This window comes from Pseudomonadota bacterium (assembly GCA_027620075.1).
In the GTDB taxonomy this organism is placed as follows: Bacteria; Pseudomonadota; Alphaproteobacteria; order Rickettsiales; family UBA6187; genus 1-14-0-20-39-49.
This window is the reverse complement of the sequence record JAQCEY010000010.1, coordinates 15,969-39,791: the sequence shown is the minus strand read 5'-3', so window position 1 is coordinate 39,791 and position 23,823 is coordinate 15,969. Positions and strand designations below refer to the sequence as shown.

Here is a 23,823-nt window from a genome sequence, read left to right as displayed (position 1 = left end):
CACATACTTATATGGTTTGCATATGTCTATAAAATTCCCCGAAGCCCTCACATTTGATGATGTTTTACTTACTCCCGCTTTTTCTGAAGTGTTGCCCTCACAGGTTGATGTAAATACTTATATAACAAAAGATATCAGGCTCGGCATTCCCTTGATGTCATCGGCGATGGATACGGTTACCGAATCACGCCTTGCAATAGCTATGGCACAAAGCGGCGGAATAGGGTGTATTCATAAAAACTTGTCTATAGCCGAACAAAGTGATGAAGTCCGTAAGGTAAAGAAATTTGAATCGGGAATGGTTATTAACCCCGTAACTATCAGCCCCGACGCAACGCTCAAAGATGCAATTGAACTTGCACAAAAAAATAATATTTCCGGTATTCCTGTCGTTGAAAACAGTAACGGCAAGCTGGTAGGCATGTTAAGCAACCGTGATGTGCGTTTTGTTAACGATGAAAGCAAGAAAGTTTCCGAACTCATGACCAAGGATAATCTGGTTACCGTAAAAGAAGGGGTGAGTAGGGAAGAGGCAAAAAAACTATTACATAAACACCGTATAGAAAAATTACTGGTAGTAGATGACGGTTATAAATGCGTCGGGCTTATAACGGTAAATGATATTGAAAAATCGGAAAAATACCCTAATTCGTGCCGTGATGATATGGGACGTTTAAGGGTTGCGGCTGCAGTAGGTACGGGTGCGGATTGTGAAGAACGTGTAACGGCATTGGTGGAGGCGGGAGCCGATTTGATTATAGTCGATACCGCACACGGGCATTCGCAAGGTGTATTGAACGCCGTTAGCAGGATAAGAAAAATAAAAGGCAGATTCGGTCTGGTAGGGGGCAATGTGGCAACGGCAGATGCTGCTCAGGCTTTGATTGATGCCGGTGTGGATACGGTTAAGGTGGGTATTGGTCCCGGTTCCATATGCACGACAAGGATAGTTGCGGGTGTTGGCGTTCCTCAGCTTACCGCCATTATGAATGTTGCCAAGGTGTGTGAAAAGAACAATATTAAAGTTATTGCCGATGGAGGTATAAAATTCTCGGGAGATTTAGCAAAGGCGATAGCTGCCGGTGCAGATTGCGTAATGATGGGGTCATTACTTGCCGGTACGGAGGAAGCTCCCGGAGAGGTAGTTTTGTATCAGGGGCGTTCTTATAAGTCTTACAGAGGTATGGGGTCGGTCGGTGCTATGGCACGTGGCTCTGCCGACAGATACTTCCAACAGGAAATAAAGGACTCTTTAAAATTAGTGCCGGAAGGAGTTGAAGGGCTTGTGCCGTTCAAGGGGCATGTTTCCGGAGTTCTGCATCAGATGGTAGGCGGTCTTAAGGCTGCCATGGGTTATACGGGTAACAAAAATATACCTGATATGAAGGGCGGCTGTGAGTTTGTCAGAATAACTAATGCCGGTTTAAAAGAGAGTCATGCACATGACATTACTATTACACGTGAGGCTCCGAATTATGGCTTTAGTGAAAATTAATCTTTTATTTGTAACTGTTTTGTGCTAAGTTGCGTTTTTGCACTTGCCTTATATTTTATTCTTATGATAAAATTATGGTTGTTTATTAAGAATTGATTAACTATTATTAGTTAAGTTATATTTGAAGGTTTGTTTTAAAATAAAACACTAATCGGGATAGTAGTGATAAAAAACGCTCTAAAACATATATGGAATAGTTTTTCTCTGTTTGCTACGAAAGTGGCAAAAGAAGTGTCTGATTTTGTACATAAAAAACTGTGTGAAAAGAAGATAGTTATTATTTCTCAAAACGGTATAGTTAATATTCCTATAAGTTTCCGTTTGCAGCTTAGTTTCTGCTTCTTAGTTATAGCGGTAATGTTGTGGGTATCTTATTCTACCGATAAATATTTCTCATATGACAGTATCCTGTCTGAAAAAGAACTCGAGATATGGAACACCAATAATGTAAATGAAGATTTGCAGTATAAGGTAGCCGATTTACATAATAATCTTGTGGAGTTAAACAGATATTTTGACAATATAAGAAAATATGACCAGTTAGCTCAGAAAAATATATTTGAAAAAAACGGTTCTTTAAAGGTAGCTGATGCAGGTTCATCGCAAGGCGATGAGGTTCAGGGTGTTATATCTAATATTCGTTCGAAAGTTTTAGAGAGGATAGATAGCCTTGAAACAATAATTGAAATGACGGGGCTGCAAGTTGAAGAGGTAGCAACCAATAATAACGATAAAGATAAGGCAAAGACACATGATAATAGCCATCAGGGCGGGCCGTTCATACCTTTTGAAGAAGCCTCTTCTTTTGAGTCCGTCAGACCTTCCGAATTTAACGGTGAAATTGAGTATTTGTTAAAATTAGAGGAAATGGTTCATTCCCTGCCTATAGGTCAGCCGATGGAAAAATACTGGATATCTAGCGGCTATGGTAAAAGGGTGGATCCGTTCCGTAAACGTGCGGCTATTCATGCCGGTATGGATATGGTAGGAAGATACAAGTCTAAAATATTTAGTTCTGCACCCGGTGTTGTAGTAAAAGCCGGTAGTTATGGTGCTTACGGAGAGATGGTTGAGATAGACCATGGAAACGGTGTTGCAACTCGCTATGGACATTTAAGTAAAATACTTGTAAAAAAAGGAGAAACTGTCGGACGAGGCGATGCTGTCGGTGTTCAGGGTTCTTCGGGAAGAAGTACCGGGGATCACTTACACTACGAAGTTCGTTATAATGACAAGACGTTGAATCCGAAGAATTTTTTAAAGGCAGGTAAATATGTTTTCTAAACAAAAAATATCAGATGGGAGTGTACCGGTGACTACAACTACAAAAGAAAATAAGGGGGAAGTACCCTCTATAATAGCCGCAGATCTTAAAATCGTAGGTAACTTGATGTGTGGCGGCTCAATTGAAATTGAAGGTGAAATCGAAGGTAACGTTACCTGCGGTAGTGCTACCATTAGAAGAACCGGTGCCATAAAAGGCGATGTTACTGCCGATTCCATACAGGTCGATGGCGAAATAAACGGTCTGGTTAAGGGAAAAGATATCGTACTTTCTGAAAGCGGCAAGGTTACCGGTGTAATTATGTACGAGTCACTATCGGTTAAAGACGGTGCGTATATTGACGGTCAGTGTAAAAGTGCCGATAACCTCCATAGAGGTAATGTTGAAACTCTTGATGTTACCGATAGTAACGCAATTGAGGATAATATGTCGGGATCGTTAAATTTTGTGAATGATAAACGAAAAGAAGAAGTTACGGCTTAAAGTAAGTTTTTGTATGTTTTGTTTAAAAAGATCCTTTACTAGATAGTGTAGTCACGAGATTTGCACCCAGAGAGCGATACATCTAATTTGCACGGCAGCAAGGAATGACGCTGAGTTTTTGGCATATCTTGTTGCAATACCGCACCAACGCTTAAGATGCAGGAAGGCGTTTTCGACAAGGTGGCGTAATTTATAGAGCTCTTCGTCATACTCCCTCTGGATTTTTCGGTTTGATTTAGGCGGAATTACTAGCTTGATGCCATGCTTTCCGGCTATTTCCAGAATTTCATTGGTATCATAAGCCTTGTCCGCAAATAAATACTCCGCATTTATTCCCTCAATTAGGCGACCAGCTTGCGTGCAATCTGCTGTGGTACCTTGCGTAATAATAATTCTGACCGGCATACCAAGCGCATCCACGGCCAAGTGTAGCTTTGTGTTGAGCCCCCTTTTGTGCGGCTCATTTCCTGATTTCCGCCCCTTGCTCCTGCTGCATGTGGATGCACTTTTATGTGGCTGGCATCAACCATTAGCCATTCAAAATCAGGGGATTCAACCAGTTGCTCAAGTAATTTCTCCCAGATTCCGGCGTCACGCCAGCGTATAAAACGGCGATGTACATTGCTCCGGTTGCCGTAATCTGGCGGAAGATCGCGCCAAGGCGATCCTGTACGAAGTATCCAAAATACAGAATTTATAAACTGGCGATTATCCTTGGCAATTCCACCCCACGTGCCTTTGCGGCCGGGTAGGTTGGGCTCCAGAAGACTCCATACTCTATCAGATATATCATGTCGACGATGGGCAAGTATCATAAAAATTTCTCCTACTTGGATTTATAGGAAAACAATATAACATAAATTTTATCTCGTGACTACACTATCTAATAAAGGGTCTTTTTTTTGCCTTATTATCTATAAAAAATTCCAAATTCATTTACGTCATCGCCCGAATTTGCGAGGCAAATTATAGGGCGATCTCTATGAAATTACCCTGTAATTACCTTTGGCAATTGGCGAATGCTTCATAAAAAATTATCCGGTTACCGTATTTTTTTTTATTTGTTGTTGACTATAGACTCATGATGGCGTTTGTTGTACAAAGTGAATGTATCGCAATGCAACAATAGGAAAGGTCATGACTACTAAGACAGCTAAGACGGCAAAATTAATCATCTCAGGTACGAAAAAGGAGTTAGAATTCCCGGTTCTAAAGGGTACTGAAGGACCTAGCGTTATTGATGTGGCTTCATTGTACAAAGAGGCTGATGTATTTACGTACGATCCGGGATTTATGTCTACCGCCTCGTGCCAGTCAAAAATTACATATATTGACGGTGAAAAAGGAATATTAAGGTACAGAGGCTACGAGATATCCGAACTGGCATCAAAAAGTAACTATCTTGAAGTGTGTTACCTACTATTATACGGTGAGCTACCTGATAAAAAGCAATTTAAGGAATTTTCAAGAAAAATAACAGAACATACAATGGTACATGAACAGTTGCAATTCATGTATCGGGGCTATCCGAGAGCTGCCCACCCTATGGCTATTATGTCGGGGGCGTTCTCATCTCTTTCTGCGTTTTACCACGATTCAATAGATATATTTGATCCCGAACAGCGTGATATAGCGGCACACCGTATGATAGCCAAGATACCGACATTGGCTGCAATGGCTTATAAATACTCTATCGGACAGCCGTTTATATACCCTAGAAATGATTTGGATTTTTCTGCAAACTTCTTAAATATGCTATTTGCGGTTCCGGCGGAGAAATATCAGATAAATCCTGTTTTGGCTAAGGCTATGGATATGATATTTATTTTACATGCCGATCATGAGCAAAATGCTTCTACCTCAACGGTAAGGCTTGCAGGTTCATCGGGAGCTAACCCTTTTGCCTGTGTCGGAGCCGGTATAGCGTCACTTTGGGGACCTGCCCACGGGGGGGCTAACGAGGCGGTGATAAATATGCTTGAAGAAATCGGCGATATGAAAAATATTCCCGAGTTCATTAAGCGTGCGAAAGATAAGGACGATCCTTTCAGGCTTATGGGCTTCGGTCACAGGGTGTATAAAAATTATGATCCGCGTGCATCGGTGTTAAGAAAAGCGTGTCATGAAGTGCTAAAAGAGCTAGGCAGAAAAGATACTCCTATGCTGGATATTGCCCAAAAACTAGAGGAAATCGCTCTTACCGATAAATATTTTATTGATAGAAAGCTATATCCTAACGTGGATTTCTATTCCGGCATTATCTATAAGGCCATGGGGATTCCATCTGCCATGTTTACGGTTATGTTCGCAATAGCCAGAACCGCAGGCTGGGTTGCTCAGTGGAAAGAAATGGTCGAAGACCCGTCTCAGAAAATCGGTCGTCCAAGGCAGCTATATACAGGTGCTAAGCTTAGAAAATATAAAGCGATAAGTAGCAGATAAAGGTGAAGGAGAGATAAAACACAAAGTGTTTTGTAAAGGGCGTAAAGTTCTCAAATGTTCTTTATTTTTAAACCCCTTGCCCACATGCGAGCGAGGGGTTTAAATTTGTATAAATTTATTAAGCGTCTTCAGTCTTTAGTTCTTTATTACTCGCATTTTGGGAATCAATTCCTGAAAAAGCATCTTCCCATGTTCCCCGAGTGGCTGCCTTTGTGTATTCGGTCACTCTGTTTTCAAAGAAATTAGCATGTTCAACGCCGTTTAATATTTCATCAATCCAAGGAAGAGGGTTCTTTTCGATTTTATGCATAGACTGTAAGCCTAATTGTAATAATCTCCTATCACCAATATATCGGATATATTTTTTTACATCATCAGCGGTTAGTCCTTCAATATCGCCCATTTCAAATGCAAGGTCGATAAAAGCGTCCTCATGTGAGATAATAGTGGAACATGCAACATAAAGTTCTCGCTTTAAGTCTTCTGTCCAAACCTCCGGATTTTCGTCTAAAAATGTTTTGAATAAGCGTATTATAGAGTTGCAGTGCAAACTTTCATCACGTACAGACCATGTAACAACTTGCCCCATGCCTTTCATTTTGTTATGACGAGGGAAATTAAGCAGGATAGCAAATGATGCAAAAAGCTGTAATCCTTCCGTGAACGCACCGAAAACCGCCAGAGTTTTTGCAATGTCTTTTTTGCTGCTTACATTAAATTCCTGCATATAGTCGTATTTGTCTTTCATTTCCTTATATTTCATGAAAGCCATATATTCTGCCTCAGGCATACCGATTGTGTCCAACAGGTGAGAGTAGGCGGCAATATGTATTGTTTCCATATTTGAAAATGCAGAAAGCATCATCTGAATTTCAGTCGGCTGGAAAACCTGTGAGTAGTGCTTCATATAGCAGTTATTCACTTCAATATCAGCCTGAGTGAAAAAACGGAATATCTGGGTCAGCAAGTGACGCTCGGTTTCCGTTATATTGTAACGCCAGTCTTTTACATCGTCACCCATCGGAATTTCTTCCGGCAACCAGTGAATTTTTTGTTGCGTATGCCAAGCCTCATATGCCCATGGATATTGAAACGGTTTATATATAGGTTTTGCATTTAATAGGGACATCGTTATTACCTTTCAGATTCTGAAGTTTTACTGACAAGCCAAGCACTCATCATATTCCATTTTATTACTTTTTTGCTCGACATCGTTCTCAATTTCAACTCCGACGGCTGCTGCCACCATTGCCGCAATATCAGGAACTTTGTGAGAAACCTTCTCGGCACGCTGAATTGATGTGGAGCGACAATAATAAAGGCTTTTTAATCCCTTCTTCCACGCCTGATAGTGGATATCGTGCAACTCGCTTTTATGCACGTCACCCGGCAGGAAAACGTTAACCGACTGTGCCTGACAAATATAAGGCGTTCTATCTGCCGCGTGTTCTATTACCCAACGCTGGTCAACCTCAACAGATGTTTTGTAAACATCTTTTTCCTCATCGGTCAGGAAGTCAAGTTGCTGTACCGAGCCTTCATGCGTAGCTATTGAAGACCATGTTTCATCATTATCCTGCCCCTTTTCTCCTAAAAGCTTTTTAAGGTTTTTATTCCTCACTACAAAAGAGCCGGTAAGCGTTTTTTGCGTAAAGCTATTTGCCGCATAAGGCTCAATACCCGGTGAGGAGTTGCCGCAAATAATCGATATGGAAGCTGTAGGGGCTATGGAAAGTTTATGAGTAAAACGCTCCATCAGACCGACTTCTTCGGCATCAGGGCAAGCACCGCGCTCTTCCGCTAGAAGTTCAGATGCTTTATCAGCTTCTGCTCGTATGTGTTTGAACATCTTGCTATTCCAGACTTTTGCCATTACAGATTCCATAGGTATGCTCTTTGCCTGAAGGAAAGAGTGAAAGCCCATAACGCCAAGTCCTATGCTGCGTTCACGAGAGGCAGAGTAAGAGGCTTTGTACATAGACGGGGGAGCCGTGTCAATAAAGTCCTGTAGAACGTTATCGAGCATTCTCATAATGTCTGTGATAAATAAAGTATTGTCACACCACTCGTCATATCTTTCAAGATTCAGCGAAGAAAGGCAGCAAACTGCAGTGCGCTCCTTTTCGTGGTGGTCATAACCTGTCGCTAAAGTTATCTCGCTGCATAAGTTAGATGTTTTTACTTTCAGACCAAGCCTCTTATACGACTCCGGAACGTTTTTATTAACATTATCTATAAATAGCAGGTAAGGCTCACCGGTTTCTAATCTTGCGGTAAGTATCTTTATCCAAAGGTCACGGGCTTTCATAATAGAAATTACCGAGTGATCTTTAGGGCTGCGAAGCTCCCATATATCGTCACGCTCTACGGCCTTCATGAAATCATCAGGTATTACAACCGCATGGTGAATGTTCAATGCTTTTCTGTTGGGGTCGCCGCCCGTAGGTCTTCTTATATCAATAAATTCTTCTATTTCAGGGTGCCATACCGGCAGATAAACGGCAGAGCTTCCCCTTCTTAAAGAGCCTTGCGAAATTGCCAGAGTAAGGGAGTCCTGCACTCTTATAAACGGCACAACACCCGATGTTTTGCCGTTGCCCCGCACCGTTTCACCGATTGCCCTCAGATTGCCCCAGTAGCTTCCTATGCCGCCGCCACGAGCCGCCAGCCATACATTTTCATTCCACAGGTCTACTATGCCGTTCAGGCTGTCTTCGGTTTCATTTAAAAAGCACGAAATAGGCAAACCTCTTTTCGTACCGCCGTTGCTAAGTATAGGGGTTGCAGGCATAAACCACAGGTCGCTCATATAATCATATAATCTTTGAGCGTGCTCTTTGTCATCACCGTAATATGCCGAAACACGTGCGAATAATGTCTGGTAAGTCTCTCCCGGCAATAAATAACGGTCGGCAAGAACGGCCTTTCCAAACTCCGTAAGGTTGTTGTCTTTAGAATTATCTATGCAGATTGAATTAATTTCTACGCCCATATCCCTCATCCTTTTTTACCTTAGCTACCTAAAAAAATTAATAACAGACGATACAGCATATAGTGTACATTTAGGTTTATAATGACTACATGTCGTATTTTGCTACTGAAGATATTCTAGCAAAAACGCATCTATTGTCTACTATAAAAATGCACATTTTGTGTAAAAAAAACCTTGACCATACTACATATTGTTTTTTTTAAGTGGTTTACGCACATTTTATGCTTAATAGTCTTAGTGGAAAAGTCCAAGTTGCTCTAAAAACTTCATGTTGAAGTTTTTTACATGAGCTTCGTATCTCCAAATCCGATATCTTCGGGGGACATAAGACTATACCCGAGATGTTATTAATGAAAGAGTTTTTGCCGGTGCGTTTTGAATATGTTGTGGATAAGTTTTTAACTTCATGGAAATAGCCGTTTTGTGAGGTTTCTTGCTGCTTTTTGTAATTAAAATCTTGTAGTTTTCTTATTTATTTCTGGTAATTTTCTAAAAAGCCTATATAAAGTTGTATCCCCTTGTAGACTATGGGGAATTGTTGAAGGATGGTAATTAAGTTTTAGGAGAGAATAATGGCTATATCGGCAAATCTTGGTTTTCCAAGAATCGGAGCTAAAAGAGAATTGAAAAAAGCCGTAGAGGCATATTGGAAAGGTGAGCTAAATCAGGAAGAACTGAAAGCTGCTGCTTCGGATATCCGTTCGGAAAATTGGGAGTATCAAAAACAGTCGGGTCTTGATGTGATACCTTCAAATGATTTTTCGTTATATGATCAGGTGCTTGACATGATAGCACTGGTAGGTGCGGTTCCTCAAAGGTATAAACATAACGGCGGTGATGTAAGCCTTAATACGTATTTTGCAATGGCAAGAGGAGCTCAAAAGGACGGTCTGGACGTTAAAGCCATGGAAATGACTAAGTGGTTTGACACAAACTACCACTATATAGTGCCTGAATTTTCTAAAGGGCAGGAGTTCGCATTGTCTTCGTCTAAGATATTTGATGAATATAAAGAAGCTAAAGCGTTAGGAATTCAAACACGTCCCGTTATTCTTGGGCCTGTTTCTTTTCTTGTGCTCGGTAAAACTCATGACGAAGGCTTCGACCGGATTGATTTGCTACCTAAGCTCCTTCCTGTCTACGAGGCCATCATTTCAAAATTGGGTGAGCTTGGTGCGGATTGGATTCAAATTGACGAACCTTGCCTTGTTCTTGATTTGGAAGATAATGTGCGTGATGCATATAAAACGGCATTTGCAGCAATAGCTTCTGCTGCATCTTCTGCCGGAATTGAAACGCAACTTACTACTTATTTCGGCGGGTTGAAGGATAATCTTGATATAGCGGTTAAACTTCCTGTGAACTCTTTACATATTGATCTTGTGCGTTCTCCCGAGCAGTTAGATGATGTTCTGACAAAAATAGGCAAAAACGTTAAGATATCTTTAGGTGTAGTTGACGGACGCAATATCTGGAAAAATAATTTTGCACAGTCACTTAAAATCATTAATAAAGCTGTAGAAAAAGTAGGTAGTGAGAATGTAATTATTGCTCCTAGCTGTTCATTGCTACATTCTCCGGTTGACCTTGATAGCGAAGTTGAGTTAGACGAAGAGATAAAGTCATGGCTATCGTTTGCCCGTCAGAAAGTGAAAGAAATATCCGTACTTACAAAAGCTGTTAATGAGGGTGAAGATTCGGTATGTGCGATTTTAGAAGAAAACGCTAAAGCCCATCAGAACAGAAAAACTTCTAAACGTATTCATAATGATGAGGTTAAAAAACGTGCATCGTCAGTAACGCAAGCCATGTTCTCCCGCAAGTCCCCTTATAAGGAACGTGCTAAAGTACAGCGTAAAGAAATAGATATGCCCGTATTGCCTACGACAACTATAGGCTCTTTCCCTCAAACTCAAGAGGTGAGGGCGCAGCGTGCTAAGTTTAAGAGCGGCGAGCTAACATCTGAACAATATGACAAATTCCTTAGAGAGGAGACTGTTCGTTGTATCAGATTCCAAGAGAAGTGCGGAATTGATATCCTTGTTCACGGTGAGTTTGAAAGAAACGACATGGTGGAATATTTCGGAGAGCAGTTGAACGGTTTTGCTTTCACTAAGTTTGGCTGGGTGCAAAGCTATGGCTCACGTTGTGTGAAGCCTCCGGTAATCTTCGGCGATGTTTCTCGTGACAAGCCTATGACCGTAGATTGGGCTAAATTCTCTCAGGAACAAACCGATAAATATATGAAAGGCATGTTAACAGGACCGGTTACTATATTGCAGTGGAGTTTCGTGCGTGATGATCAGCCTCGCTCTGAAACCTGTAAGCAGATAGGTTTGGCGATACGTGATGAGGTGGTTGACCTTGAATCTGCCGGTATTAAGATAATCCAGATAGATGAAGCCGCTTTGCGTGAAGGTCTGCCTTTGCGTAAAAGTGAGTGGAACGAATATCTGAAATGGGCTGTTGAGGCTTTCAGGCTTAGTGCTTCGGGTGTTAAAGACGGTACTCAGATACACACTCATATGTGCTACTCCGAGTTCAATGACATCATTAAGTCAATCGGTGAAATGGACGCAGATGTTATATCTGTTGAAACTTCCCGTTCGCAAATGGAACTGCTTGATGCTTTTGCAAGCTTTAAATATCCTAATGAAATAGGACCGGGCGTATATGATATTCATAGCCCTCGCGTTCCTAGTCAGCAGGAAATGGAAGAATTGTTGCGTCTGGCTTTGAAAAACCTTACTGTCGAACAGTTATGGGTTAACCCTGACTGCGGTCTTAAAACCCGTGGCTGGAAAGAGGTTGAGCCTGCTTTAAAAGCGATGGTGGCTGCGACTAAGGCTGTTAGAGCCGATATTGAGTCCGGAGCGATAGCTCAGGCTTCTTGAAAGCATGATTAATAATAAAAGTGTAAAAAGGGACGCAAAATATTGCGTCCCTTTTTGCTTGCACAAAAATTTTCCGGGTGTAAGAATGGAACTTATTACTTTGCCGTTGGTATGAATATGAAAATAAAACAGGAAAATATGGATAATAATAATGATATAAAAGTTGCAATCGCCGTCCTTGAAAAAGAGATAGAAGGGTTAAGGGCTATTGAGGATTGGCTGGGCGAGGATTATATAAAAGCCGTTAATTTACTTAGCGATGCAAAGGGGCGTGTTATATTAAGCGGTATGGGCAAAAGCGGTCATATAGCAAGGAAGATAGCCGCAACAATGGCTTCAACCGGAACTCCGGCTCTTTTTGTACATCCGGGGGAGGCAAGCCATGGTGATTTGGGAATGGTTACACAAAGTGATGTGGTGATGTTGCTTTCAAATTCCGGTGAGACGGTGGAGCTAAAAGATATTATCGTATATTGCCAAAGGTTCGATATTCCTATTGTCGGTGTTGTTAGAAGGAAAACATCGATATTGGCAGATGCGGCAACCGTTGCACTTATTCTTCCGGAGGTTCCGGAGGCGTGTAGCGTTAATGCTCCGACCACCTCCACCACTATGATGCTTGCCTTAGGTGACATACTTGCCGTTGCATTATTGGAAAGGAGAGGGTTTTCAAGTGAGGAGTTTAATGTATTCCACCCCGGTGGAAAGCTTGGCTCGGCATTTATAAAGGTTGAAAACCTGATGCATACCGGTGACGCTATCCCTATAGTAAAAGACGGTACTTTGATGTCAGATGCCCTGAATATAATTACGGAAAAAAAATTGGGGTGTGTCGGTATTATTGATGGAGAGGGCAACTTAACGGGTATAATTACCGATGGGGATTTGCGCAGGCATATATCAATGAATCTGTCTAGTGCTAAAGTCAATGATGTTATGACTAAAAACCCTCTGGTTGCAAAAAAAACAGACCTTGCTTCCAAAGCGTTAAGTGTTATGGAGGGGAAATCCATAACTAACCTTTTTGTTGTAGAGAATGGAATGCCGGTTGGGGTGCTGCATATTCACGATATTCTTAAAGCGGGAGTTGTATAATTTGTTCCAAAATTGGAACTGTAACTACAGATTGTATTAATATGGGACAGTCGCAAAAAATGGTTGACATAGAGTTGTTTGTATCTTACGATTAGATATTAAATTTTGGGCATGTAGCTCTGGTTTAACAATTTTATCAATCCAAGTAGGAGATACGATATGACTACAATTTCAAGTATTGACGCACGTTTTGCGCAAGACCAAGTGGGTATTGCGTCGAGAACGGTAACAGCGTCAGTCTCAAACTTAGTGAGTGGTACAAAAAGAGATGCAAACGTTGCCGACCTTTCAGTCGGTACGATATTAGCGACTCGTGTAAGTACACTTAGGGTAACCGTAGGTAACGCCGGTCAGGCAAAATCTTTGTTGGAAACAGCAAAAGGTGCATTAGATACGGTATTGTCACTTTTACAACAACAAAAAAACTTAGCGGTGAAATCGGCAGACGACTCTCTGACTGATAACGAAAGGGGATTCTTGAATCAGGAGTTTCAGGCAATCGTTTCAGAGATTAACCGTATTTCAGAGAACGCAAACTTTAACGGTAAGGCTTTGCTAGACGGTTCGATTAGCGGAAGTGCGGGAATCGATACAAGCACTACTTTGTCAACAGATAACTACTCGTTAATATCGGCAGCACAATATAGCACATCTACTTCCGGTACCGATACTATAGCAACGGGTGACTTACTTAACGTAAGCGGTGTTAGAGGTGAGGTTGTTTTAACTTTCGCTGATACTGACGATGCTATTGCCGCAGGCACAACTACATTTACTTTTGCGAAGCCCGGTGATACCGGCACTCATACTTTAAGTGTTACAACTAGTGCCGCAACAACAAATACAACATTTGCAGCGGCGTTTGTTACTGCTGCAAAAGCTTCTACCGATGACCTTGTGAGGAACTTTACATTTACCGATACGGGTGATGGCAGTGTTATCATACGTACAAGAGAGGCAAATGCAAATGCAAACAGTGTTACAATAGGTATTACGACGCTTGGTAATATATCGGCAAATAGCGTTACTATCGGTGGTGATAACATTGATACTACGGGTGCGGGATCGGTAGAGTCAATTTCGTCTGCGACTACATCTACCGTAGGTGTTGATGGAATCGCTTCATTTGTTGATGCAAACAGAATAGGTGAAACACGAGCAGAGGCGACTATTGCAATAACTACCGCAGCTTCTAACTCAGAAGTTATTCAATTTACTATTGTGGATAATGATGGTGTTGTGGCCGGTGCAGGTGAAAGTGTTGTTATTTCTTTTACGGCAGACGGTGGTACGTCCGCTAACGAGCAAATAAGAGACTTGCTTGCCGCATTGAATGACGGTACTGCCTCGGCTTCATTGCCATATGGTAGTAGCTTGTCTATCGGTGGTACTGCTGATGCAACGGAAAGAGTGAATCTGCTTAGAAGCTTTGTATTTGAACTTGATGGTCCGACAGATATAGCTACGGCTATAAAAGTAACTGCTGCCGATAATGGTGCTACCAATCTTAATAATGTAAGTTTCCATGTTGCTAACGCAACGGATTCCGATACATTAGCCGCTACTGTAAACGGTAACGCAAGTGTAGGAACCTTTGGTACGACAGCGACCCAACTCTTTACCGAAGCACTTGCGGTAACGGCTGTTGCGAACTCTGGTGCCGTAGTGCTTACCATAGTGGATGTTGCCGGAAATATAGCAACAGCCGGTCAAACCGTAACTATAAGCTATACAACAGACGGTAGCTCGACAGTTGCAGAAGAGATTGCAAACTTAGCTACAATTATTAATACAGGCAGTGCAACTGGTGTTATTACAGGTACTGCGGCCTCTATAGGAGGAACCGCTAGTACAACAAATCAGCAGAAGATACTTGATGCTTTAACTGCTGACGATACAGGTGGAGGTACCGCAAATATTACAAGCTCTGTTGCCGGTTTAACGTTCCAGTTTACTACTGCTACAGGTATCACAGCAGCCACGTTAGGTGGTGGTAACGCTGTTGCCGGTGCTATAGCCTTAGATACTGCCGATGCCGTAACCGCAACTACAGTCGGTGCGGATAGAACGGTAACGGACGCTCAGTTAACTTATGACCAAAATATAATAGGTCAGATTGACGAGCTAAAAGCCACGTTCAATGCCGGAAGTACTGACGGTCTTAATCGTAACAGCGTTACATTTACAGCAAAAATAGGTGATACTACTTATATATCTGAACCTGTTTTCCTGCATGGTGTTGGCACCGCAAGCACTATTGGAGCTGCCGGTAACCTCATACGTGCCAATGAGAAAATAGTTTTTTATGATGCTGACGGTAAACGTAACGCAAGTGACGTGTTGTCTGATAACGGCTTTGTATTAAATGTAGGAACTGCTGCTATATCTTTAGCTGACACTTCTACAATCTCAAAAGCTCAGGATTCATTGGATACCATTGCTACTAACCTAAAAACTCAGCTTGATTCAATAACCGTGAATCAGGCAAGAACTCAAGGTTTTGATCTTGTTGATTCATCTTCAAGTGACTTCCGTATTGCATCTGCGGTTGGAACGTTACTTGACGGTCTTGAAGGTCTGGATGTTATCGGTTCGGGTACTAATGACTATAACGAGGGTGATGTCCGTTTTATTACTGACGGATTCAGCTCGGTCGGTACATTAGGCAGCATCGAGTCATTCACGGTTGACCGTTTAACCGATACGATCACTACCACTATTGACGGTGAGACGTACACTGCTTACCTAAATAGTGTAACCGCTCCTACGACCGGTGGAGTTAGAGCGTTCGGTGTCGATCTTAACGGCAATGCAAACGAAGGTTCATATGATTCTACTAACAAGATCATTGACCTTGATGACGGTAATACCGGTCAAAGTTCGGCTAAGCTACACTTTTTCAGTGATAGTACGACGGACGGTCGTGTGTTTGAGATTGATCTTGGTAACGTTAAGTCGCAAACCGCACAAATCGATATCAGCACGGCAGATGGTGAAAGAGCATTAGCAGACGCTCTTAACGCAGCACTTGGTGTTTCTGCAAATGATTCATTATCATTTCAGGTTGGTGCTTCTGCATCGGATACGATCGGTGTGTCAATCGGTAGTGCGAAAACTACTACCATCTATAAAGATGATGATGGTGATACTCAGACGCTTTCGGTTGCTACAAGCCAACAGGCAATCGCTGCCGGTGATATTATTGATAACGCTATTAACAATGTTGTATCCTTGATATCTGATATTTCAGCTAAGATTACAGCATTTAACTCGGCGATTCAAAACAATCAGGCTTCGATTCAAAACGCTGACGCTGCAAGGTCAAAACTACTAGATACTGACTATACTCAGGAATCTACTCGTTTTGCCGAGTCAAGAGTTAGGGTTGATGCTGCAACAGCCGTGTTAACTCAGGTTAACTCAAGAATCCAGAACTTATTAGGGCTTCTACAGCAGTAATAGTTTAAGGATAAGCTAATTTAAAGGGGGCAGGCAACTGCCTCCTTTTTATCTTTTAATGTTGATTAAGTTGTGATATAATAAACTAACAGTTGCATAGGTAAGGCGTGGGAAAATAAAATGTCCAGTATTAACTTAGGAGGATTTAATACAAGTAACGGTAGCACTACCGCACTTGGGTTTTTGTCCAATCTGGACGGCGATGCACTTATTGAAGCTATACTTTCCTCTCAGCAGGCAAAAATTGAGGAAACTCAGGGAACTGTTGATCTAAATAAAAGTAAAATATCAGCAATCGGTGAATTACAAACATTATTGGATAGGTTAAAAACCACTTCTAATTTTTTACGTTCTCCTCCGGGTGTTTTTAACGAAAGCAATGATTTTTTTAAGCATACTATTACAAACCTTACATCGTCCGGCTCAGTTGCGGCATCGACTTATATGTCGGTAACAAGTGAACCCGGAGCCACCCTTAATAATTATTCAATTGAAAATATCTCTCTTGCAACGGCTCATCAAATAAGAAAAAGCGGTTTTACAAGTGATAGTGTTAGCGTGGTAGGTAACGCTTCTGTCGCAGATAATTATCAGGTAAATACCGGAACCGTATCAGGAAGCGTACTTAATCAATTTACACCTATAACATTTTCAAATGATGTTCAGGGAAATAAAGCAACGATTGACCTAGTATTCAGCGATGATAATGAATTTGATGCCTTGGATCAAATAGATATAGGCTCTACGGCAATAACTTTCGGTGGTGGCGGTGGTGCTGATGTAGCAGTTGGGGCGAGCCTGTCCGACACGCTGACAAATATAGTAAATTACATGAATTCCGTAACTACGGGTGAGGAATCAAGATACACTTATTCTACGAGCGGCTCAACAATCACTGTCACAAGGGACGTTGAGGGCAGTAACTCCGAAGTAGATACAAGCCTTACAATAGGAGCTAATCTTTCAAACGGCAGCACTAACCAGACTATAGCTATAGGCAGTCAGGCGGCTTCAAATAATCCGGCAGGCGGCGACCTTAATTCGCTAGGTACTGACGGCGATCAGGGGACGGTTGCGACAAATGCGGTTTTAGAGGTAATATTCGGTACGCAAAACTCATTTGATGCTACCGATGAGCTGATAATTGGCGGTACTACCATTACTTTTGGCGGAACAGGAGGATCGGACATAGATATTTCCGGTGCTTCTACTTTGGATCAAAAAATAGATGCCATCGTGACATATATGAACACTGTGGCAAGCGGAACTGAAAGCACATACACATATTCAAGGAACAGTACCGGTGTTTTGACCATAACGCAGGATACCGCGGGAACTATAGCCAGTACAGGTAATGATATAAATGTATCTGCCGATTTTTCAAAAGGTGATACGAACGAAACCCAAACCGTGCAAATCGGAAGGAACTACAAAAATAACGGTTCAGTTGCGGGAAGTGTGGCGGCTAGTAACGGTCTTGTTAGCGGTAGTGTAAGCCAAAACGGTGTTGACGGATATGCGGCGGCTACCAAGGCTACTATAGATATTGTGATAGCCAACAATAATATTGATACTAATGATACGATTACTTTTGGTAATACAACAGCTACGTTCGGTGTTGACATTACGGTTGGTGCGTCATTAGCCGAAACTTTGGACAATATTTCAAATTTCTTTAATAATCTTACAACATCAACGGTATCAGGCTATAAGTTCGAGAATAACGGTGTAGATACTATTACCGTAACATCTGAAACTTACGGAAGCGGTGCGACTCTTGCGATTAATGCCGATTTTTCATTAGGTGCGGATACTGCTAACACTATAGCTATCGGAAGTCAGGCTGCCGCAAACAATCCTGCCGGAGGAACGCTGGCGGCGTTGGGTACGGACGGTGTTGACCAAACCTCAATTACCGATGCTTCTACAACACATATATCTACCCTGTCAGGTGCGGTTACGATTAATGGTGCAACTTACATAGCCGGAGCAAGTGCGGCAGATACTTTCACATCGAACATGGTGGAATTAAAAGCAACGGTTGGCGGTGTTACATATACATCAAAGCCTATAAGGCTAGACGGCGGAAGTATTAATGCAGGTGGTGACGGTGATAACGGTCTTGGTAACAGGATACCTGCGGGAACCGTTATTACGTTTGTAAAAGATACCGATACGGAAACTACGGACGGCACTAAGGATGTGACCTTCCAGCTTGTAGTTGGCGATGAGAAAATAATAGATAATGCCGCTGAGGCAACTACATATGCCACTGAAATAAATACATTCTTAAATGTAACTAATAGCATTACTATAACTCAGTCTCCGACAGTTCCAGAGTTTAGGGCAGGGACTTTTAATCTTGGTGGAGTTAATATTACTTTAAGTGAAGGTGATAACCTTCAGGTTATTAAGTCGAAAATTAACGCTGTTTCTTCTTTGAGCGGGGTTCTGGCTGACGTAGTACAAATAAGCGAAAACAACTTCAGCCTTGTATTAAAAGCTAAAAATACCGGCGTTGAAAATAAGATATTTGAATTTTCTGACGGCGACGCAGGTGACGGACCAACGGGTACTATACAGATAGGTTTGGATAATGTAACATTCACACAGTCTATAGCGGCTGCGGACGCTTCATTTGATCTTGACGGGCAAACTATTACTCGTTCTAGCAATGCTATAAATGATGTTTTGGAAGGGCTGACATTTACTCTAAAGGCAGATACACCGGTTTCATCTCCTCCAACTATTACGCTTGATGTCCAAAGTGATAACGACCTTATTAAAACAGGGATATCGGACTTTTTGACGGCATATAACGATTTAAAGTTATTTATATCGGAGCAGACTGAGCGTGATGAAAATAATGTGTTGGTAGAAACTGCGACATTGGGTGACGAGCCTATTTTGCGTGATGTGTTAAGTGCGATAGATAGTCAGATTACGAGAACTATTGCGGGTATATCGGCAGGTGGTTTTAGCTCGTTATTTGAAGTTGGTATAGATCTGATAGATTTTCCGGGTAACGATGAAACCCCTGAAACTAAAGACATTTTTGTCATTGATGAGGATAAGTTTGATGCTGCATTAGCCGCAAACTTTGAGGCTGTACGTAATGTATTTGCGTTTAATTTTGTTTCAAACTCTCCTGATTTAAGTGTGTTTTCTCATACCAACAAAACGACGCTTAATGATTATATTCTTGATATTGATAATACAAGGGCAGATGGAGATAAGGTAAGGGTTTTAAGTGCTGTAGATAATAGTTTCTTATTTAACGCCACATTGGCAGGCGGAACTATAAAGGGGATAGCCGGAACGTCCTTAGAGGGACTGGTTTTGGTATATACCGGTGATGGAAGCGATATTATAACCGTAAGCCAGACTTCGGGAATAACCGACAGTTTATATAATCTTTTAGACGGATATTTAAAAGATGACGGCTTTATAGATGATGCGGTTGATTCGTTCAAAACGGAGAATGACAGGCTGCTGGAAAGAATTGAAAGAGATAATATTACACTTGAGATTGAAAGGCGTTTACTTGTCGAGCAGTTTACCAGATTAGAAGCGGTTATAAGTGCGGCAAACAGCACTTTAAGCTTTATTGATGCTCAACGTCAGGCTAATTCGGATAATAGAGGCTAAAGGGGGAAATTTATGGCTTATAACAAAAATCATTTTAATGCTTACCAAAGGGCTAGCGAAACCGTAAGTGAAGTCAGACAGGTTATAATGCTGTATGAAGGGGCAATAAATTTTATCGAACAGGCAAAAGAAGCCATACAAGAGCAAAATTATGAAAAAAGGTATAATTTAATAAATAAAGCAATAGCAATAGTTACAGGGCTTAATTCCTGCCTTGAGTTTAATGACGAGACCAGCGAGGTAGCGACCGCCTTAGATGAGTATTACCAATCACTTGATATGCGTCTTCTTTATATAAATACGAATGATAGCATCAAAGAATGTGACGGTGTTATCGGTGATTTGCGTGTAATGCTAGATGCATGGCGTGATGTTGAAGAAAGCACTATGTCGGAAACAGACGATGCCGACTCGCATGAGGTAAGTCAAAAACAGTTAAAAAAGGAAGTAAAATCAAAGCCTATTAATGACTTGGGAACGCTGAAGGATATTCAGATAACTGTTTAATTCGCTTGCATTGTTGAATTAACATAAATTCATGTCATGCTGAATTTATTTCAGCATCTTGTAGCCTTGCATAAAGATACTACAAATAAATTCACCTATTACAAATATATCTTAATGAACACTGCCCTACGCATTAACCATAACTGCTAATAATAGTTCTAGGATGATTTTTCGTAGATAATGGATTTTTTCTGGATAGTCTTTTACAAAAAGATTTTATCAAGTTATGATGAGATTGAGAGGAAAAGAACTATGTTTTATAGACAAAAAGTATTGCTAGCATTGATTGAGGCTTTTGGGGGTACTTTAAAAAGTCGTGACCTACAGAAGTATCTGTTTTTGTTTACACAAAAATGTCAGCAAGAAAAAAGCTACGAATTTGTGCCTTATAAATATGGCTGCTTCTCATTTCAATCTTACGCAGATCGTAGAAATTTAACTGAATCTGGTCATTTGGCAAAAGGTGACGATTGGACGTTAAATGAAAGTGGTTATATAAAACAGCTTAAAAAAGATGATGCACAAAAAATTGTATTATTCAAAAAGTACTATGAACATTTATCAGGAAATTCTCTGATTAAAGAAGTGTACCGCGATTATCCTTATTATGCTATCAATAGTGAAATAGCTAATCGACTGATGAGTAAAGAAGAAATAGAAAAAATTGAAGAAAAACGCCCTTGTCAAGCAGAGCCATGTTTTTTTACAATCGGTTACGAAGGTCAGAGCTTTGAAAATTATCTTAATAGATTAATAAGTAATAATATTAAGCTGCTTTGTGATGTGAGGCGGAATCCATTAAGCCGCAAATATGGTTTTTCAAAGTCTACACTAAGCGATAGCCTAAAGAAGTTAGGAATTGAGTATGTTCATATACCCGAATTGGGTATCGTTTCAGAAAAACGCCAACAACTTAAAACCCAATCAGATTATGACCGATTATTTTATGAGTACGAAAAAACAACACTTAAAGAAAACCAAGATGCTTTGATAAAATTGTGTTCACTAATTGATAGGCATAAGCGTGTGGCAATTACCTGCTTTGAGGCGGATCCATGTCAATGTCACCGTGGTCGTGTTGCTAAAAAATTAGTTAAAATGGAAGATTGGGAATATCCTGTCGAGCATATTTAAGGAAACTAATGCCAAGAGAAAGAGTTCTTATTGCAGTAAAAACATATCCTGCACTTTCAGGAAAATATAGAGAGCTTGCTTGTACAGCTGGTTTTCGTGAGGATGGTTCGTGGATACGTCTCTATCCTATACCATTCCGCTTGTTAGAAGGCGATAAGCAATATAAAAAATATCAGTGGATAGAAGCTGATATTGAAAGAAACAAAGCCGACCCAAGACCTGAGAGTTATAAAGTTAATCGTGATACTATATCTATACAAGAAGAGGTTTCACGTGAGCGAAACTGGGAGGCTAGAAAACGATTAATTCTTGATAAAGCAGAAATAAAAACTGATTTATCTGAATTAATTAGTGATGCTCATAATGATACAAGGTCTTTGGCGGTATTTAAGCCTACGAGTATAGATAAGTTTAGAGTTAAAAAGGCTCCTCAGAAAGATTCCGGAGCAAAATTAAAGGCTGTTTTGGATAGTTTTAAGCAGGCAAACCTATTTGAAGATGAGTCCGAAGAATTTATAGCTATGCCTGAGCTGCCATATAGGTTTTACTATGAGTTTCGTGATGAAAAAGGAAAGTCTAGTACATTAATGATTGAAGACTGGGAGATTGGTCAACTTTACTTGAATTGTGTTAAAAAATACGGAGAACAGGAAGCTCTGGAGAAAGTTGAACAACGATATATGGAAGAGTTCACTACCAAAAAAGATCTATATCTTTTTCTTGGCACAACCTACAAATGGCATATACGAAAAGCCAGAAATCCTTTTGTAATTATTGGTGTTTTTTATCCACCAATAGAAAAGCAAGACTCTTTTATATTATAACATACACTTTCAATATCTCAATACAACACGCCCTCAGTAAATTGAGGCAATGCTTCCTAAACATAGTTTTCGCCACGCTTGAACTTATTTTGGTGCCTCTAACATGACAAAGCAGATGCTGAAATAAATTTAGCATTATAAATTGTATGATTATTGAGCGCTTCCTTAAAATAACATTTAAAACATCTTGAAGTGCTACATAAGATAATATATATAACGCACGTATTTATTTATCAATTTGCAACTTATAGATACAATCGGAAGTTATTATGACACAAAAAGATTCTTTAACATTTAGGCTCGGACTATTTTCTACCGTAATAATAACTATATTATGCGGATTATTAATTGCTTCATTCTTTTTAATAATAAATAATTATAACAAATCGATACCCAAACCTGTATCTAAAGTTATACCCGTACCGAAAAATATTGATTTCTTTACCGGTAATAAAGACGGGTTTTATTATAGCTTCGGTGCTTTCAACGCAATTGGCTCTAACATTAAGAATCACGAAACAAGCGGATCTTATAATAGTATAAATGAGGTAATCAACAACGTTAATTCATTCGGTATAGCACAATATGATGTTATTAATAACCTGCCGCCTGAAAAAAAGGAGCAACTAAAGATTATACCGGAAGGATCGCCTTTATTCCTAGAGAAGGTTTTCTTTATGTATTCATCGGCAAAATACTCTTTTCCGCCTGATTTAAGGCTAACCAAATACGGGTTTTTGTATAAACCCGAAAAAATTGAAAAACTTGCCAGATTTGACATTGCATCACATTTTACAGAAGGGCGCAAACTCATAATTAATGTAGGCGAAAATAGCGGGGGATCGCAATTGCTGTCCGGTAAGCTTATTAAATTTATTACTCAACACACTAAAATTGCTAGTAACAAAATAGAAATACGTAATTTACCGATGGATAAAGCCTTATCTCAATTTGAGAACAATAATATAGATATGTGGATTTTTGTTACGGCAAAACCTCAGGAACATATGAGAGACCTGCTGCAAAAAGATTACATACATTTGGTTGACTTCTCGAAGTTTGACATTAATGATCTGGAAAAATCAGGCGACTATCAAAAAACTCGTATTGACAATATAGTTTCACTCGGTGTGAATGCAACATTAGTCACCTCTACAAATACTAATGAAGATAACATAGACCGGTTTCTAAAAATATTACGTCTTAACATAAGAAGGCTTTCGGCTGTCGCTAACACTGATTTTCCTACTATAAATCAGCTATTGTAAAGCTACTTGTCCGCAAACCTATATAACTGAAGGTCGCCTTCGTTATCGGTGTCATATCTTGATAACTTTTGTAAAAATTCTGGTAGGTCTTCTTCATCTAATCTATTTACATGGTTTACTTTTTGAGTTTTTAAAGCTCCTTTTAAATCTGTCGAAATATCTCTTTCGGCTCTGCCTGTTACAAGTGCATACCATCGGTGATAATCAATATGAAATATATTTATCTTTCGCTTTTAGCCACGATACAAGTTGATAAATAAATATTAATCACTTGCAAAACCACTATTTCATACACAT

The 23,823-nt window shown here is 40.4% G+C and carries 15 protein-coding genes; 12 read left to right on the top strand and 3 right to left on the bottom strand.

The genetic code is table 11. The annotated features are described in order from the left end of the window. The first annotated feature begins 22 nt into the window (after nt 1–22). The 3 genes from guaB to O2942_10790 all read left to right on the top strand — a co-directional run bounded on the left by guaB (nt 23) and on the right by O2942_10790 (nt 3,263). The gene (gene guaB / locus O2942_10800; protein ID MDA0782737.1) at nt 23–1,495 is read left to right on the top strand and encodes an IMP dehydrogenase; all 1,473 of its coding nucleotides are present in this window, start codon (nt 23–25) and stop codon (nt 1,493–1,495) included. Nucleotides 1,496–1,657: 162 nt separating this feature from the next. Next, on the top strand, nt 1,658–2,779 hold the full coding sequence (locus tag O2942_10795; protein MDA0782736.1) for a M23 family metallopeptidase: 1,122 nt from the start codon (nt 1,658–1,660) through the stop codon (nt 2,777–2,779). A gap of 28 nt (nt 2,780–2,807) precedes the next feature. Further along, nucleotides 2,808–3,263 (top strand): polymer-forming cytoskeletal protein, encoded by a 456-nt coding sequence (locus O2942_10790; GenBank protein MDA0782735.1) that lies wholly within the window; start codon nt 2,808–2,810, stop codon nt 3,261–3,263. Between the two features lie 51 nt (nt 3,264–3,314). Here O2942_10790 and O2942_10785 read toward each other — a convergent pair. Then, a protein-coding gene (locus O2942_10785; protein MDA0782734.1) for an IS5 family transposase occupies nt 3,315–4,078 on the bottom strand; the annotation gives its coding sequence in 2 pieces (ribosomal slippage) (nt 3,315–3,736 and nt 3,736–4,078; 765 coding nt in all). A 322-nt stretch (nt 4,079–4,400) separates the two neighbouring features. On the opposite strand from O2942_10785, the gene O2942_10780 reads away from it, so the two are divergent. Continuing rightward, nucleotides 4,401–5,705, top strand: a complete 1,305-nt coding sequence (locus tag O2942_10780; GenBank protein MDA0782733.1) for a citrate synthase — start codon at nt 4,401–4,403, stop codon at nt 5,703–5,705. Between the two features lie 118 nt (nt 5,706–5,823). Here the strand turns inward: O2942_10780 and O2942_10775 are convergent, their stop codons facing one another. Together O2942_10775 and O2942_10770 are read right to left on the bottom strand one after the other, a co-directional pair. Continuing rightward, nucleotides 5,824–6,834, bottom strand: a complete 1,011-nt coding sequence (locus tag O2942_10775) for a ribonucleotide-diphosphate reductase subunit beta (GenBank protein MDA0782732.1) — start codon at nt 6,832–6,834, stop codon at nt 5,824–5,826. 27 nt (nt 6,835–6,861) lie between these two features. After that, the gene (locus tag O2942_10770) at nt 6,862–8,685 is read right to left on the bottom strand and encodes a ribonucleoside-diphosphate reductase subunit alpha (GenBank protein ID MDA0782731.1); all 1,824 of its coding nucleotides are present in this window, start codon (nt 8,683–8,685) and stop codon (nt 6,862–6,864) included. Nucleotides 8,686–9,269: 584 nt separating this feature from the next. Here O2942_10770 and metE point away from each other — a divergent pair. From metE to O2942_10730, 8 genes are all read left to right on the top strand, one after another. After that, complete coding sequence (gene metE / locus O2942_10765) at nt 9,270–11,591, top strand: 5-methyltetrahydropteroyltriglutamate--homocysteine S-methyltransferase (protein ID MDA0782730.1); 2,322 nt, start codon at nt 9,270–9,272, stop codon at nt 11,589–11,591. A gap of 117 nt (nt 11,592–11,708) precedes the next feature. Next, nucleotides 11,709–12,686: a KpsF/GutQ family sugar-phosphate isomerase gene (locus O2942_10760; GenBank protein ID MDA0782729.1), complete on the top strand. Its 978-nt coding sequence runs from the start codon at nt 11,709–11,711 to the stop codon at nt 12,684–12,686. A gap of 159 nt (nt 12,687–12,845) precedes the next feature. Then, entirely contained in the window at nt 12,846–16,145 is a 3,300-nt protein-coding gene (locus O2942_10755) for a flagellin (protein ID MDA0782728.1), read from the top strand. 120 nt (nt 16,146–16,265) lie between these two features. Then, nucleotides 16,266–19,793: a flagellar filament capping protein FliD gene (fliD, locus tag O2942_10750; GenBank protein ID MDA0782727.1), complete on the top strand. Its 3,528-nt coding sequence runs from the start codon at nt 16,266–16,268 to the stop codon at nt 19,791–19,793. Between the two features lie 12 nt (nt 19,794–19,805). Next, the gene (gene fliS / locus O2942_10745; GenBank protein ID MDA0782726.1) at nt 19,806–20,300 is read left to right on the top strand and encodes a flagellar export chaperone FliS; all 495 of its coding nucleotides are present in this window, start codon (nt 19,806–19,808) and stop codon (nt 20,298–20,300) included. Between the two features lie 180 nt (nt 20,301–20,480). Then, the gene (locus tag O2942_10740) at nt 20,481–21,434 is read left to right on the top strand and encodes a DUF488 domain-containing protein (GenBank protein ID MDA0782725.1); all 954 of its coding nucleotides are present in this window, start codon (nt 20,481–20,483) and stop codon (nt 21,432–21,434) included. 8 nt (nt 21,435–21,442) lie between these two features. Further along, nucleotides 21,443–22,258, top strand: a complete 816-nt coding sequence (locus O2942_10735) for a hypothetical protein (GenBank protein MDA0782724.1) — start codon at nt 21,443–21,445, stop codon at nt 22,256–22,258. A gap of 269 nt (nt 22,259–22,527) precedes the next feature. Continuing rightward, entirely contained in the window at nt 22,528–23,526 is a 999-nt protein-coding gene (locus O2942_10730) for a hypothetical protein (GenBank protein ID MDA0782723.1), read from the top strand. Nucleotides 23,527–23,823: the final 297 nt, after the last annotated feature.

Bases quoted from the DNA above. Each gene is read 5' to 3' on its own strand.
- O2942_10735 (MDA0782724.1), top strand. From the start codon at position 21,443: ATGCCAAGAGAAAGAGTTCTTATTGCAGTAAAAACATATCCTGCACTT.
- O2942_10730 (MDA0782723.1), top strand. From the start codon at position 22,528: ATGACACAAAAAGATTCTTTAACATTTAGGCTCGGACTATTTTCTACC.
- O2942_10755 (MDA0782728.1), top strand. From the start codon at position 12,846: ATGACTACAATTTCAAGTATTGACGCACGTTTTGCGCAAGACCAAGTG.
- guaB (MDA0782737.1), top strand. From the start codon at position 23: ATGTCTATAAAATTCCCCGAAGCCCTCACATTTGATGATGTTTTACTT.
- O2942_10775 (MDA0782732.1), bottom strand. From the start codon at position 6,834: ATGTCCCTATTAAATGCAAAACCTATATATAAACCGTTTCAATATCCA.
- O2942_10760 (MDA0782729.1), top strand. From the start codon at position 11,709: ATGAAAATAAAACAGGAAAATATGGATAATAATAATGATATAAAAGTT.
- metE (MDA0782730.1), top strand. From the start codon at position 9,270: ATGGCTATATCGGCAAATCTTGGTTTTCCAAGAATCGGAGCTAAAAGA.
- O2942_10780 (MDA0782733.1), top strand. From the start codon at position 4,401: ATGACTACTAAGACAGCTAAGACGGCAAAATTAATCATCTCAGGTACG.
- O2942_10740 (MDA0782725.1), top strand. From the start codon at position 20,481: ATGGATTTTTTCTGGATAGTCTTTTACAAAAAGATTTTATCAAGTTAT.
- fliD (MDA0782727.1), top strand. From the start codon at position 16,266: ATGTCCAGTATTAACTTAGGAGGATTTAATACAAGTAACGGTAGCACT.
- fliS (MDA0782726.1), top strand. From the start codon at position 19,806: ATGGCTTATAACAAAAATCATTTTAATGCTTACCAAAGGGCTAGCGAA.